This is a genomic window from Pseudomonas sp. GW821-FHT09A09, assembly GCF_059418405.1.
This window is the reverse complement of record NZ_JBWKPU010000067.1, coordinates 1-14,460: the sequence shown is the minus strand read 5'-3', so window position 1 is coordinate 14,460 and position 14,460 is coordinate 1. Positions and strand designations below refer to the sequence as shown.

Sequence of the window (14,460 nt, the reverse complement as noted above, 5' to 3'; positions counted from 1 at the left end):
CCCCCCCCCCCCCCCCCCCCCCCCCCCCCCCCCCCCCCCCCCCCCCCCCCCCCCCCCCCCCACCCCAGCTCCCACATAAACCCCATTCCAAAAGAGGTATGGGTCAGCCCTTCCAGACTTGCGGATTCACCAGATCCTGCGGACGCTCGCCCAGCAAGGCGCTGCGCAGGTTGGCGAGGGCGCGGTTGGCCATGGCTTCGCGGGTTTCGTTCGTCGCCGAACCGATATGCGGCAGGGTCACCGCGTTGCTCAGTTGGAACAGCGGCGACTCCGCCAACGGCTCCTGCTCGTACACATCCAGCCCGGCGCCACGAATGCGCTGGGTCTGCAAGGCTTCGATCAGCGCCGGTTCATCGACCACCGGGCCACGGGAAATGTTGATCAGGATCGCACTGGACTTCATCAAGCCCAGCTCGCGGGTGCTGATCAGGTGGCGGGTTTTTTCGCTCAACGGCACCACCAGGCACACGAAATCCGACTCGGCCAGCAGTTGCTCCAGGCTGCGGTACTGCGCGCCCAGTTCCTGTTCCAACGTAGTCTTGCGGCTGTTGCCGCTGTACAGGATCGGCATGTTGAAGCCCAGGCGCCCACGTCGGGCCACGGCGGCGCCGATATTGCCCATGCCGACGATGCCCAGGGTCTTGCCGTGCACATCGCAGCCAAACAGCGGTGCGCCGACGCTGGCTTTCCACTGACCGGCCTTGGTCCAGGCGTCCAGCTCGGCCACCCGGCGCGCGCTGCTCATCAGCAGGGCGAAGGCCAGGTCGGCGGTGCTTTCAGTGAGCACGTCGGGGGTGTTGGTGAGCATGATCCCGCGCTCGTTGAAGTAGGGCACGTCGTAGTTGTCGTAGCCCACCGACACGCTGGACACCACCTCCAGCTTGCTCGCACCTTCCAGTTGCGCGCGGCCCAGCTTGCGGCCGACGCCGATCAGTCCGTGGGCGTGGGGCAGGGCTTCATTGAATTGAGCGTTGATGTCCCCGCGCTTGGGGTCGGGCACGATCACCTCGAATTCCTGTTGCAGGCGTTCGATCATTGGCGGGGTGATACGGCTGAAGGCGAGAACAGTCTTTTTCATTGCAGGCGGGCTCATCGACTACGGGAGAATGCCAAGCACGCTAACATTCTTATCCAGAGTTGTCAGGACACCGCTGAACCAATGTGAACACTGCTCAAAATGTGGGAGCTGGCTTGCCTGCGATGCAGACAACTCGGTGCGTCAGTCAGACCGAGTTGATGCTATCGCAGGCAAGCCAGCTCCCACATTTGAATTCGGTTACCTGATAAAAATCAGGTGGCCATGCGCACGCCGCCGAGGCCGCCGCTCAGTTCATAGGCGGCCAACTCCGCCTGGTGCGCCGCGAGGATTTCCGGCAGCGAGCCGCGCAGGTATTCCACCCAGGTCTTGATCTTCGCATCCAGGTACTGGCGCGACGGGTAGATGGCGTACAGGTTCAGTTCCTGCGAGCGGTAGGTTGGCATCACCCGCACCAGCGTGCCGTTGCGCAAACCTTCGATGGCCGCGTACACCGGCAACAGGCCGACGCCCATGCCGCTGGTGATCGCGGTTTTCATCGCATCGGCGGAGTTCACCAGGAACGGCGAGGTGTTGATCGCCACGCTTTCCTGGCCTTCGGGGCCGTTGAAGGTCCATTTGTCCAGCTGGATCACCGGGCTCACCAGGCGCAGGCAGGCGTGGTTGAGCAGGTCTTGCGGGCGTTGCGCGCAGCCTTTGGCCTTGACGTAGTCCGGCGAGGCGCAGGCGATGCTGTAGGTGATGCCCAGGCGCTGGGACACAAACCCTGAGTCCGGCAGTTCGCTGGCCAACACGATGGACACGTCGTAGCCCTCGTCGAGCAGGTCCGGCACGCGGTTGGCCAGGGTCAGGTCGAAGGTCACGTCGGGGTGAGTGCGGCGGTAGCGGGCAATGGCGTCGATGACGAAATGCTGGCCGATACCGGTCATGGTGTGCACTTTCAACTGCCCGGCCGGGCGCGCGTGGGCGTCGCTGGCTTCGGCCTCGGCTTCTTCGACGTAGGCCAGGATCTGCTCGCAGCGCAGCAAATAGCGCTTGCCAGCCTCGGTCAGCGCGATTCGGCGGGTGGTGCGGTTGAGCAAGCGGGTTTGCAGGTGGGCCTCAAGGTTGGAGACCGCGCGCGAGACGTTGGCCGTGGTGGTGTCCAGTTGCACGGCGGCGGCGGTGAAGCTGCCGGCTTCGGCCACGCAACTGAAGGCGCGCATGTTTTGCAAAGTGTCCATGGAGTGTTCTCAGGGGAGATAACAAATTGTGACAGAAAGTTACGCCGTCCAGTGATCCCTACCAACGGATTATCGCCTGAACGGTAACAAAGATTCACAGGAATGCCAGCTTATCGTCCTCCATGCCGCCGCCTAGAATTGCGCCACCTTTCCCGCTCCACCCTCTCAGGAATACGCGTGCCGTGCCGCTTCGCATTAGCAGAGAGCTAAAGACTCTCAGTGTTTTGGCCTTATCGTTAGCAATCAGCGGCTGCATCGGAACCGGAGGAATCGCCCCCCAAGGCCAGGCCCTCAGCGCCAATACCCTGGCCACCGACGAAGCGATCCAGAGCGCCGCCCGCGATGCCCGCTGGCCCACCGCGCAATGGTGGCAAGCCTACGGCGACCCGCAACTGAACCGCTGGGTCGACCTCGCCACGCAAAACAGCCCGAGCCTGGCCATGGCCGCCGCCCGCGTACGCCAGGCGCGCGCCATGGCCGGTGTTGCCGAGTCGGCCGAGTCGTTGCAGGTCAACAGCGACACTACCCTCAAGCGCCACAACTGGCCGAAAGATCAGTTCTACGGCCCGGGTGAACTCAGCGGTGCCAACACTTGGGACAACAATGCGTCCCTGGGCCTGAGCTACGCCCTGGACCTGTGGGGCCGCGAAAGTAACACCACCGAGCGCGCCGTCGACCTGGCGCACATGAGCGTCGCCGAAGCGCGCCAGGCCCAGCTCGAGCTGCAGAACAACGTGGTGCGCGCCTATATCCAGTTGTCGTTGCACTACGCCAACCGCGACATCGTCGCCGCCACCCTGGCCCAGCAACAGCAGATCCTGGACCTGGCCAACAAACGGCTGAATGCCGGGATCGGCACCCACTTCGACGTCAGCCAGGCCGAGACCCCGTTGCCGGAAACCCATCGCCAACTGGACGCCCTCGACGAAGAAATCGCCTTGAGCCGCAACCAATTGGCGGCGCTGGCCGGCAAGGGGCCGGGGGAGGGCGCGCACTTGCAGCGCCCGACACTGGCCATGGCCGCCCCGCTGAAATTGCCGTCGAGCCTGCCCGCGCAACTCCTCGGCCAACGCCCGGACGTGGTCGCCAGCCGCTGGCAAGTGGCGGCCCAGGCCCGTGGCATCGACGTGGCCCATGCCGGTTTCTACCCCAACGTCGACCTGGTCGGCAGTCTGGGCTACATGGCCACTGGCGGCGGCATGCTGGAATTCCTGGCCGGCAAGAAATTCAACTACAACGTGGGCCCGGCGATCACCTTGCCAATCTTCGACGGCGGCCGCCTGCGCGCCGAACTGGGCGAAGCCAGCGCGGGTTATGACATTGCCGTCGCCAGGTACAACCAGACCCTGGTCAATGCGCTCAAGGGCATCAGCGACCAGTTGATCCGCCGCGAATCGATGGACAAGCAAGCTTCCTTCGCCGCGCAGTCGGTGGCCTCGGCGCAGAAAACCTACGACATCGCGATGATCGCCTATCAGCGCGGCCTCACCGATTACCTCAATGTGCTGAACGCCCAGACCTTGCTGTTCCATCAGCAACAGATCGAGCAGCAAGTGCAGGCCGCGCGGCTGAGCGCCCATGCCGAACTGGTCACCGCCCTCGGCGGTGGCCTGGGTGCTGGCAACGATGTGCCGCAGGACGCCAAGACGCTCCCGAGCAAAAACCCGGCGGCGCTGGCCGTGTTTGATCACTGAGTAGGTGTCGATGACTCCCTTGCCTGCACCGCTGCGCTGGCTGCATTCCCTTGAGTGGCGCCGTGGCTTTTTCGACTGGGCACGCAGCGACGGCGTGACCTGGGTGTATATCTTCAAGGTGCTGATCGCCGCGTTCCTCACGCTGTGGCTGGCCATGCGCCTGGAGTTGCCGCAACCGCGTACCGCGATGATCACCGTGTTCATCGTGATGCAGCCCCAGAGCGGCCAGGTGTTCGCCAAGAGCTTCTATCGCTTCCTCGGCACCCTGGCGGGGTCAGCGGTGATGGTCTTTTTGATCGCCTTGTTTGCGCAAAACACCGAGCTGTTCCTCGGCGCACTGGCGATCTGGGTGGGTATCTGCACCGCTGGCGCCACGCGCAACCGCAACTTCCGCGCCTATGGTTTTGTGCTGGCCGGCTACACGGCGGCGATGGTCGGCTTGCCGGCCCTGGCCCATCCGGACGGTGCCTTTATGGCGGCGGTGTGGCGCGTACTGGAAATTTCCCTGGGGATCCTGTGCTCCACGCTGGTCAGCGCCGCGATCTTGCCGCAAACCTCCAGCGCCGCGATGCGCAACGCCTTGTACCAGCGATTTGGTGTGTTCGCGCTGTTCGTCACTGACGGTTTACGTGGGCGTAGCCAGCGCGAGGGCTTCGAGGCCAGCAACGTACGCTTTATCGCTGAAGCCGTGGGCCTGGAAGGGCTGCGCAGTGTCACGGTGTTTGAAGACCCGCACATGCGTCGGCGCAATGGCCGGCTCAGCCGCTTGAACAGCGAATTCATGAGCATCACCACGCGCTTCAACGCCTTGCACCAGTTGCTCGAACGCCTGCGTGCCGATGCGGCGGACCACGTAGTCGCCGCGATCAAGCCCGGCCTGCAGGACCTGGCCGAACTGCTCGATGGTTTCTCTGGCCGCGCCCTCACCAGCCCCGACGCCGCAAGGCTGGTGGCCCAACTCAGCGCCTACAAGGACGGCTTGCCCGCCAAGGTGCGTGCCCTGCGCACGGCCTTCCAGGAAGGCGACCCCAGCGAAGCCGAGCAGCTTGATTTCCACACCGCCTACGAGCTGCTTTACCGCTTTGTCGACGACCTGCACAACTACGCGCAAACCCATGCATCACTGGCCGACCACAGCCACGAACGCGAACAGTGGGACGAAACCTTTATCCCCAAGACCAACTGGCTGGCCTGCGCCGCGTCGGGCATTCGCGCGTCATTCATTCTGGTGGTGCTCGGCAGTTACTGGGTGGCCACGGCCTGGCCCAGCGGCGCGACCATGACCCTGATCGCCGCCGCCACCGTGGGCTTGTCTGCCGCCACGCCCAACCCGAAACGCATGGCCTTTCAGATGGCCTGCGGCACTTTGATCGGCGCGCTGGTGGGCTTTGTCGAAATGTTCTTCGTGTTCCCCTGGATCGACGGCTTCCCGCTGCTGTGCGTGATGCTTGCGCCGGTGATCATCTTCGGTTCGTTCCTGGCCTCGCGCCCGCAGTACGCCGGTGTTGGCGTGGGCCTGCTGATCTTCTTCAGCACCGGCTCGGTGCCCGACAACCTCACGGTCTACAACCCCTACACCTTCATCAACGACTACATCGCGATGGTCATCGGCATGCTGGTGTGTGCGGCAGCGGGGGCGATCATTTTGCCGCCCAACAGCCGCTGGTTGTGGCGCCGGCTGGAGCAGGACCTGCGTGAGCAGGTGGTGTATGCCATCAGCGGCAAGCTCAAGGGCCTGGCGTCGAGTTTTGAAAGCCGCACCCGCGACCTGCTGCACCAGGCTTACGGCCTCGCCGTCGGCCAGCCGCTGGTGCAGCGCGACCTGCTGCGCTGGATGTTCGTGGTGCTTGAAGTTGGCCACGCGATCATCGAACTGCGCAAGGAGCAGGCGATTCTGCCGGTGCACCCGGCGTATGCCGAATCCCAGCCGTGGCGCCAGGCGATCCGCGTGATGGGCCGCTCGCTGGTGCGGTTGTTCCTGCAACCCAGCGCCAGCAACCTGGAGCGCGGCCTGATCGCCGTAGACCACGCGATCAGCCGCGTGCAGGCCACCGACGAACCCTTCGCGCCGCACTTCGACACCTCGGCCCTGCGCCGGGTGAAAAGCTACCTGCACTTTATCCGCACCTCGTTGCTCGACCCGCAATCGCCCCTCGCTGCCCTCAAAGGAGCTGCGCATGCCCCGTGAAATCGCGTTCCACGGCATTTATATGCCGACCATGACCCTGATGTTCCTGATCGCGGCGGGGCTGGCCTGGGGCGTGGACCGCTTCCTGGCCGGGTACGACCTGTACCGTTTTTTCTGGCACCCGGCGTTGCTGCGCCTGAGCCTGTTCGTTTGTCTGTTCGGCGCGCTGGCGCTGACCGTCTACCGTTGAGAATGCCCTGATGAAAAAGTTTTTCAGCCTGCTCGCCACCTTGCTGGTACTGGCGTTGGCGATCTGGATTGGCCGCACGTTGTGGGTGCACTACATGGAAACCCCGTGGACCCGCGACGGCCGTGTGCGCGCCGACATTATCAACGTCGCCGCCGACGTCACCGGTGAAGTGGTCGACGTGCCGGTGCGCGATAACCAGTTGGTGAAGAAGGGCGACCTGCTGATGCAGATCGACCCCGAGCACTACCGCATTGCCGTCAAGCAGGCGCAGTCACTGGTGGCATCACGCAAAGCCACCTGGGAGATGCGCAAGGTCAACGCCCACCGCCGCGCCGATCTCGACGCCCTGGTGATCTCCAGGGAAAACCGCGACGACGCCAGCAACATCGCCGACTCGGCACTCGCCGATTACCAGCACGCGCTGGCGCAACTGGAAGCGGCCGAACTGAACCTGAAACGCACCCAAGTGGTGGCGGCGGTGGACGGTTATGTCACCAACCTGAATGTGCATCGAGGTGACTACGCGCGCATCGGCGAGGCCAAGATGGCCGTGGTCGATATGAACTCGTTCTGGGTGTATGGCTTCTTCGAAGAAACCAAGCTGCCTCACGTTAAAGTCGGTGACAAAGCCGACATGCAACTCATGAGCGGCGAGACCTTGAAGGGCCACGTAGAAAGCATCTCGCGCGGCATCTACGACCGTGACAACCCCGAGAGTCGCGAACTGGTGGCCGATGTGAACCCGACCTTCAACTGGGTGCGTTTGGCCCAGCGCGTGCCGGTGCGGATTCACATTGATGAAGTGCCGGAAGGCGTATTGCTGGCGGCGGGCATCACCTGCACCGTTATCGTCAACCCAACACCAAATTGATGGTGGGCCCCGGCTTTTGTGGGAGCTGGCTTGCTCGCGAATGCGCAGGGGCAGTCAACAGATTCGTCAATGACCCACCGCTATCGCCGGCAAGCCGGCTCCTACAGTAGGTGGTGTCAGGCCTTGATGAAGGTTTCGTGCAGGTGGCGCCATAGCAGTGCGCCGCTGGCTTGTTTTTCAAACACCACCGTGGCGCGGCGATCCGTCTGGGTGCCGCTGTCATCCACTTGATGTTCGCGGTAAGTCACCGTGGCTCCTCGTGCATGCCGGTCGATCCCGGCCATCTCGCTCAAGGTGATCTTCAACCCTGGACGCATGCCGCCCAGGCGTGTGAATAGCGCTTTAACGCCGGCCGCATTGACCCGCGTCCCCGTCGCGGGCGCCACCATGCTGAACTCGGGGGAGAAGCGCGCCAGCAGGTTTTCCAACGTGCCCTCAGGCGCAACCCCGGCAAACCATTGTTCGATCTCGACGTGGGTCTGGATCACTTCTTCAAAAAAGTCGCTGTAGTCGATCATTACAAACTCTGTTCCAAGCCAAAGCGTTTCTTCAACACGCGTTCCAATAAACCTTTGGGCAACAGCGCCGCCATCAACGGCAACGCTCGGCTGCCATTGCCCGCACGCAGCAGGCGCGGTGGCCGGGGTTGCTGAACGGCCTTGAGCACCTCCGCGGCGAATTGCGCGGCCGGGGTGGGTTTGTCCTGGGAAGCCTGGCTGCGTGCACGGATGCCGTCGCGGATGGGCCACCACGGCGATTGTTCGTTGATCAGCAATTCGGCCTGGGCCCCGGCATTTTTCGCGAAGCTGGTGTTGATGGCGCCGGGCTGGACTTCCATGACCCGCACGCCAAAGGGCGCCAGTTCCATGCGCAGCGCATCGCTCAAGGCATGCACGGCGGCTTTGGAGGCGCAGTAGGCGCCGGCAAACGGGGTGACCAGCACGCCGGAAACGCTGCCGATATTCACCACCAGGCCTTTGCTGCGGCGCAGGGCGGGGAACAGCGCCTGGGTCACGCCGACGATGGAAAACACATTGGTTTCAAACTGGCGTTGCATGGCTTCAGTGCCGCCATCGAGCAGCGGGCCCATGGCGCCGTAGCCGGCGTTGTTGATCAGCACGTCCAGCTCGCCCACCTGGGTGGCCAGGGTGTGCAGGGCGGCGCTGTCATTCACGTCCAGCAGTACGGCCTGGAAACCGGCGTCGTTGAGGGCGATCACGTCGGCTTCGCGGCGAGCGCTGGTCAGCACGTGATAGCCGGCCGCCTTGAAGGCATCCGCCAGGGCGCGGCCGATGCCGCTGGAGCAGCCGGTGATAAGTACGTTGGGCATGGATCAGTCCTTTGTCAGTCCGAGAAGCCACCTTGCAGGTGTTCGGCACGAAATTCCAGGGTTTGCGGGCGGTAGCCGGGGCGCAGTGGCGGGGTGGGCAGGCAGTCTTCCCAGGTAGCGCCGGCTTGCAGCTCACCGGGGCCGCGATAGCGCGGCGCGGCGTAGACGTTGTCGGCCAGGTTGACGGTATCGCCCGGCGCATAGGCGGCGACGCGCCAGCGCAGTTCGGTGAGGGGCACGTCGTTGCCGTTGTTCAGGACCAACTTGAGGGGACGGTCGGCGGGGCATTCCTGGGGCGCGTAGGTGATGCGCAGCTCCAGGCGTGCCAGTTGCGAGGCTTCGCGGTTGTCCAGCCACACCACCCAGATCGCCACGAAACCCAGGCCCACGGCAGCCGCGAGGGACACCGGCAAGGCCTTGGCGGGGTAACGCAGCAGCAGGATCAGCCAGGTGATGATCAGGAGAACGCCGAAGAACATGGAGACCACCTCGAATAGGGAACGAGCATCCTAACGTAAGCTTAGGTGGGATTGGTCAGCTTGAGATAAGTGTTGAATCGGCGGGCCTCATCGCAGGCAAGCCAGCTCCCACAGTTGTGGGAGCTGGCTTGCCTGCGATGGGGCCTTCAGCATCACTGCAAAACCCAAAGAAAAAGCCCCCGCCCAACCGGCTGCGGATAGGGGACGCAGTCGGCTGGACGGGGGCTTCTTGTACGACAGTATTACTGCGCGATGGTTTTCACCGACACGCCGCGCTCAACCGGTGTGGAGCGACCGTAGATATCTTCGAAGCGCTCGATATCGTCTTCGCCCAGGTAGCTGCCCGATTGCACTTCGATGATCTCCAGCGGGATCTTGCCCGGGTTGCGCAGGCGGTGCACCGAGGCAATCGGGATGTAGGTGGACTGGTTCTCGGTGAGCAGGAACACGTTCTCGTCACAGGTGACTTCGGCGGTGCCGCTGACCACGATCCAGTGTTCGGCGCGGTGGTGGTGCATTTGCAACGACAGGCACGCGCCCGGCTTGACCGAGATGTGCTTGACCTGGAAGCGACCGCCCATGTCCACCGAGTCGTAGGAGCCCCACGGACGGTAGACCTCGCAGTGGTTCTGGGTCTCGCTGCGGCCCTGTTCGTTCAGGGTGTTGACCATTTGCTTGACGCCCTGGACCTTGTCCTTGTGGGCAATCATCATCGCGTCCTTGGTTTCCACCACCACGATGTTTTCCAGGCCGATCACCGACACCAGCTTGCCGTTGCCGTGGATCATGCAGTTCTTGCTGTCCTGGATCACCACATCGCCCTTGCTCACGTTGCCGTTGGCGTCTTTATCGTTGACGGCCCACAGCGACGCCCAGCAACCCACGTCGCTCCAGCCGGCGCTCAGTGGCACCACGCAGGCGCGCTGGGTTTTTTCCATCACGGCGTAGTCGATGGAATTGTCCGGGCAGCAGGCGAAGGTGGCTTCGTCGAAGGACACCGTGTCGGCGGTCTGCTCGCTGCGCTCCAGAGTCAGCAGGCAGGTGTCGTAGATGTCCGGATCGTGCTTTTTCAGCTCTTCGAGGAAGCGGCTGGCACGGAACAGGAACATGCCGCTGTTCCAGAAATAACCGCCGCTTTTGACGAACTCGACGGCGCGTTTTTCGTTGGGTTTTTCCACGAACTGCTCGACGCGGCTCACGCCCTCGGGCAGCAGCGAATCGTTGGTGGACTTGATGTAGCCGTAGCCGGTTTCCGGGCGGGTGGCCGGCACGCCGAACAACACCATCTCGCCACGCTCGGCGGCCACGGTGGCCAGGGCCAGGGCGCGTTGCAAGGCTTTCTGGTCGTCGATCACGTGGTCGGCGGGCAGCACCAGCATCAGCTCGTCGCGGCCTTCATTGACCAGCATCATCGCGGTGAGGGCCACGGCCGGCGCGGTGTTGCGGCCGAACGGCTCCATCAGGATGCGCTGGCTTTCCAGCTTGCGGGCGCTCAGTTGCTCATTGACGATGAAACGGTGGTCCTTGTTGCAGACCACGATCGGCGTGTCCATGCCTTCGAACACCAGGCGCTCCAGGGTTTGCTGGAACAAGGTGTGCTCGCCGGTCAGCGCCAGGAATTGTTTAGGGAACTGTTTACGGGAAAGCGGCCAAAGACGTGAGCCGCTACCACCGGAAAGGATTACTGGGATCATGCTGTTTCTCCTTGAATCGATTTGGGTCAGAGCTACGAAGGTTTGTCGTTTCACTCTTGTTTTTGTCTCGGTCGCCGATTGCACACCGTCCTTTTGTAGGAGCCCGCTTGCGGGCGATTGCGACCTTGAGGACGCCATCGCCGGCAAGCCGGGCTCCTACAGGTTCGGTGTCAATCTGCAGAATTCATTAGCGGGTCGACACCGGGCGTTTCACCCAGACTGGCGAGAGGCTCGAACCGGAGCCCGTCACGTACAGCACCGCCGCTTCACCACGTTCCAACGCAACCGGCTTCACATCGCCGACTTTCTTGTCACCGTCATACAACGCCAGGCTCACTTTCACCGGGTTGATTTCACGTTCGCCACGGCCTTTGGCGGCCACCGACTGGACCACGTCGGTCTTGCCATCAGCCGTCTTCAAGGTCAGGGCCTTGTCGCTCAGGTTCTGTACGCGCACCAGGGACTTCTGCTTGTTCTTGAACGGCGGCTCTTCGATCAGCTGGGGCTGGCCGCTGCCGCTGTTGACCAGGGTGTAGTAGTGGTCCGGGGCGAGCTTGACCGGCACGGTCTGGCTGCCCACCTTGGCGCTGTAGTCACCGCCCGGCATGAAGCTGAAGTCGCTGCTGGCCAGGGGCGCAACGTCGCTCAGGTTGGTGGCGCCGACGGTGGCGCTGACTTCCTGGTTGCTGGCGTTGTAGATGCGCACGAAGCTCGAACCTTTTGGCGCGGTCGGGCCGTAGAGGGCGGCGTCACCGCCGGCAAAGGCAGACATCGATACGACGCTCAGGCCAGCGGCGATAGCCAGGGTCTTGGCGAGACGACGAGGAGTTGTAGTGAAAGTCATGTGAGTTACCTCTCTTTCAGTTTTGCGCCCGGTCGGGCGTCTCGGATTTTTGTGTGTTGATAGCCATGTTCTGTTGGCGCGAACCGGCTTGTTTAAGTTGCGCAACCCAGGACGGGTCGGCATCACCGATTTCGTTGTTCACGGGCAGATAACGTTCAGGAAACTCCCAGATCAGCACCTGGGGCGGGCTGTTCTTGAAGTCGTCGCTCTTGAGGTAGCTGAGCATCGGCAGGATCGGGCCGTGGCCGTCTTCGGCGTAGCTGACCACGTCGCTGTGCAGGGCTTGCTTGAGCGCACCGACAAAGTTCCAGTTGGGGTTGGCGCTGTAGCTGGTGCCGACCAGAGCCACCGGGGTTTCGCTGTCGCTGAACAGGGCATCGTCACCTTTGGTTTCGGCCAGGTGCGTGACGCGTTTTTCCAGCGGCTCCTTGGGCGGCATCAGGTTTTCGAACAGCGGGTCCAGGGGCAGGAACAGACGCAGGTCGCCTTTGTGCGGTGCGGTGTTCTCGGCCTCGGTGACAAAACGCTGTGGCTCGCCGCTCAGCGGGGTTTTCTCGCGAATGGTCGCTGCCAGTTGCTTGGCGGCGATCTCGGCGCCGTCCGGGGTCCAGTGGGTGTCGGTGCGCAGGAACACCTGCTTGCCGCCCAGCTTGGCCTGTTGCAGCGGGCCAAGCAGGTCCGGGGCGATGATCTTGTCGGCGGCGACGCGGGCGTGGAAATCCTGGTAGAGGTTGGCGTGGATGCTCGCCGGTTTCACCTCACCCAGGTGCTCCGGGTACAGGCGCACTTTGGCCGGCACGATCGCCATCACCAGCTGGATGCCCTGGGCCTTGAGCTTCTGGCGCACGCCTTCCACCAGCGCGTAGTTGCCTTGCAGGTTCTGGTCTTCGTTGACGGCAGGGTTGAACTCTTCGTCGCTGTACAGCCAGTGATCGCGGCCCAGCACTACGCCAGGGCGACCTTCATTGAACAGCTTGTAGTCCAGCGCGGCCCACAGGTTGGTGCCCAGGCGCTTGATCGGGAACTCGTCGTCGTAGTGGGTCTCGACGGCTTTGGTCCAGCGACCGTTGAGCACGGTGGCGTCGGCATTGGTGCTGAAGCCGAAGAAACTGCGCAGCGACCAGGCGCCGAGGGCCAGCAGCACCACCAGGAACAGGCCGATATAGAGGACGCGTAATGAACGGGTCATGGTCGGCTCCCTCAGAATTGGAAGTAAAGGAACGGCGAGAAACTCTGCGCCGACAGTTTGAGAATCGACGCCACGAACAGCAGCAGCACCGCCGCGCGCATGGCGTAGCGTGGCCAGTCAGCGGTCCAGTAGGCCGGTTGCACGGCGGCGTCCTGGCCCACGGTGAAACCGGGCTGGTGGATGCTGCCGGGGTTGTCGCCCGGGACGGCCTTGATCAGGCTCGGGTCGGCCGGCTTGGTCTTCTCGGCAGGGCGATTGGTGTAGAAATCGCGCAGGCCGAAGAACGCCAGGGTTGCGTACGCCACCACCAGGGTTGCCACTTGCAGGCCGGTGAGGCTGGCGCGGTTGAGTTCCGACAGCGACCACTCGCCAAAGCTGAACATCGCACCGTACATACGACCGGCAACGTGCAGGTTCTCGGCGCGGAAGATCACCCAGCCCATTACCACCAGCAGGAAGGTGAAGGCCCAGCGCACCACGTTGAAGCTGCGTGGCGCGGTGTTGAGGCCGATGGCTTTTTCAATCGCCAGCCACATGCCGTGCCAGGCACCCCACACGATGTAGGTGATGTTTGCACCGTGCCACAGGCCACCGAGCAGCATGGTCAGGAACAGGTTACGGTAGGTGATCAGCGTGCCTTTGCGGTTGCCGCCCAGGGTGATGTACAGATAGTCACGCAGCCAGGTAGACAGGCTGATGTGCCAGCGCCGCCAGAACTCGGTGATCGACTGGCTGATGTACGGCTGCTTGAAGTTTTCCATGAAGCGGAAACCCATCATCAAGCCCAGGCCGATGGCCATGTCGCTGTAGCCGGAGAAGTCGAAGTACAGCTGTGCGGTGTAGGCCAGCGCGCCGAGCCAGGCATCGCCCGTGGTGGGGTTCTGCAGGGCGAAGCAATGGTCGGCCACCACCGCGAGGGTGTCGGCGATAAAGACCTTCTTGATGAAACCCTGCATGAACCGCGTGCAGCCCTCGGAGAACTTGTCGAGGGTGTGGGTGCGGTTGTTGAACTGGTCGGCCAGGTCGCGAAAGCGCAACACCGGGCCGGCAATCAAGTGCGGGAAGATCGCCACGAACGCCGCGAAGTCGATCAGGTTGCGGGTCGCCGGGGTATCGCCACGGTACACGTCGATGATGTAGCTGATGGACTCGAAGATGTAGAACGAGATACCGATCGGCAACAGCACGTGGGTGAGGATGAACGGCTCAAGGCCCATGGACTTCATCATCACGTTGATGCTGTCGACGCCGAAGTTGGCGTACTTGAAGTAGCCGAGGATGCACAGGTCGACCGCCACGCCGAGCAGCAGCCAGCGCTGGGCTGGCTTGGTGCGCACGCCGGCTGCACCGACCTTGAGGCCGATCCAGTAGTTCCACAGCGTCACGGCGGCGAACAGCGCCAGGAAGTCCACTCGCCACCAGGCGTAGAACACATAGCTGGCAATCAGCAGCAGCAGGTTGCGATAGCGTTGCCCGCTCAAGTAGTACAAGCCGAGAAAGATCGGCAAGAACAGAAACAGGAACACATTGGACGAGAAAACCATCCCGATCTCTCCATGTTTAATCACAGTCAAGGGCCAGAGCCCCCCCAAACCCCCCCACGAAAATTCGGGGGAGGGCGGTACAGCATTCACGCCACCTCCCTGTAGGAGCCCGGGGGGGGGGGGGGGGGGGGGGGGGGGGGGGGGGGGGGGGGGGGGGGGGGGGGGGGGGGGGGGGGGG

Annotated in this window: 13 protein-coding genes; 4 read left to right on the top strand and 9 right to left on the bottom strand. The window is 63.2% G+C overall.

Features of this window, described 5'->3' with window-relative positions:
• Positions 1 to 103: 103 nt before the first annotated feature.
• Both AC07OV_RS30125 and AC07OV_RS30120 read right to left on the bottom strand, forming a co-directional pair.
• Complete coding sequence (locus AC07OV_RS30125) at positions 104 to 1,078, bottom strand: 2-hydroxyacid dehydrogenase (RefSeq protein WP_176995017.1); 975 nt, start codon at positions 1,076 to 1,078, stop codon at positions 104 to 106.
• Positions 1,079 to 1,290: 212 nt separating this feature from the next.
• Positions 1,291 to 2,259, bottom strand: a complete 969-nt coding sequence (locus tag AC07OV_RS30120; protein ID WP_176995016.1) for a LysR family transcriptional regulator — start codon at positions 2,257 to 2,259, stop codon at positions 1,291 to 1,293.
• Positions 2,260 to 2,441: 182 nt separating this feature from the next.
• Between AC07OV_RS30120 and AC07OV_RS30115 the strand changes: the two genes are divergently transcribed.
• From AC07OV_RS30115 to AC07OV_RS30100, 4 genes are read left to right on the top strand one after another with little or no spacing between them, the layout of a single operon-like run.
• The gene (locus tag AC07OV_RS30115) at positions 2,442 to 3,953 is read left to right on the top strand and encodes an efflux transporter outer membrane subunit (protein ID WP_495093576.1); all 1,512 of its coding nucleotides are present in this window, start codon (positions 2,442 to 2,444) and stop codon (positions 3,951 to 3,953) included.
• A gap of 10 nt (positions 3,954 to 3,963) precedes the next feature.
• Complete coding sequence (locus AC07OV_RS30110; protein ID WP_495093575.1) at positions 3,964 to 6,141, top strand: FUSC family protein; 2,178 nt, start codon at positions 3,964 to 3,966, stop codon at positions 6,139 to 6,141.
• Positions 6,131 to 6,331: a DUF1656 domain-containing protein gene (locus tag AC07OV_RS30105; RefSeq protein ID WP_176995013.1), complete on the top strand. Its 201-nt coding sequence runs from the start codon at positions 6,131 to 6,133 to the stop codon at positions 6,329 to 6,331. The genes AC07OV_RS30110 and AC07OV_RS30105 overlap by 11 nt, the downstream gene beginning before the upstream one ends.
• A gap of 10 nt (positions 6,332 to 6,341) precedes the next feature.
• Positions 6,342 to 7,202 carry an efflux RND transporter periplasmic adaptor subunit gene (locus tag AC07OV_RS30100; protein ID WP_494997224.1) on the top strand — a complete coding sequence of 287 codons (861 nt, stop codon included), beginning with the start codon at positions 6,342 to 6,344 and terminating at the stop codon, positions 7,200 to 7,202.
• 116 nt (positions 7,203 to 7,318) lie between these two features.
• On the opposite strand, the gene AC07OV_RS30095 is transcribed toward AC07OV_RS30100, so the two are convergent.
• The 7 genes from AC07OV_RS30095 to AC07OV_RS30065 all read right to left on the bottom strand — a co-directional run bounded on the left by AC07OV_RS30095 (position 7,319) and on the right by AC07OV_RS30065 (position 14,282).
• Positions 7,319 to 7,720, bottom strand: a complete 402-nt coding sequence (locus tag AC07OV_RS30095; protein ID WP_178922804.1) for a DUF4440 domain-containing protein — start codon at positions 7,718 to 7,720, stop codon at positions 7,319 to 7,321.
• Entirely contained in the window at positions 7,720 to 8,532 is an 813-nt protein-coding gene (locus AC07OV_RS30090; RefSeq protein ID WP_495093574.1) for an SDR family oxidoreductase, read from the bottom strand. The genes AC07OV_RS30095 and AC07OV_RS30090 overlap by 1 nt, the downstream gene beginning before the upstream one ends.
• 14 nt (positions 8,533 to 8,546) lie before the next feature.
• Positions 8,547 to 9,011 (bottom strand): multidrug transporter, encoded by a 465-nt coding sequence (locus AC07OV_RS30085; protein ID WP_135308501.1) that lies wholly within the window; start codon positions 9,009 to 9,011, stop codon positions 8,547 to 8,549.
• A 242-nt stretch (positions 9,012 to 9,253) separates the two neighbouring features.
• Positions 9,254 to 10,705 (bottom strand): mannose-1-phosphate guanylyltransferase/mannose-6-phosphate isomerase, encoded by a 1,452-nt coding sequence (locus tag AC07OV_RS30080; protein ID WP_176995007.1) that lies wholly within the window; start codon positions 10,703 to 10,705, stop codon positions 9,254 to 9,256.
• A gap of 187 nt (positions 10,706 to 10,892) precedes the next feature.
• A complete protein-coding gene (locus tag AC07OV_RS30075) occupies positions 10,893 to 11,549 on the bottom strand; it encodes an alginate O-acetyltransferase AlgF (protein ID WP_176995006.1) in 657 nt (218 codons plus the stop codon).
• 16 nt (positions 11,550 to 11,565) lie between these two features.
• A complete protein-coding gene (locus AC07OV_RS30070) occupies positions 11,566 to 12,738 on the bottom strand; it encodes an alginate O-acetyltransferase (RefSeq protein WP_495093573.1) in 1,173 nt (390 codons plus the stop codon).
• A gap of 11 nt (positions 12,739 to 12,749) precedes the next feature.
• Positions 12,750 to 14,282 (bottom strand): MBOAT family O-acyltransferase, encoded by a 1,533-nt coding sequence (locus AC07OV_RS30065; protein ID WP_176995004.1) that lies wholly within the window; start codon positions 14,280 to 14,282, stop codon positions 12,750 to 12,752.
• Positions 14,283 to 14,460: the final 178 nt, after the last annotated feature.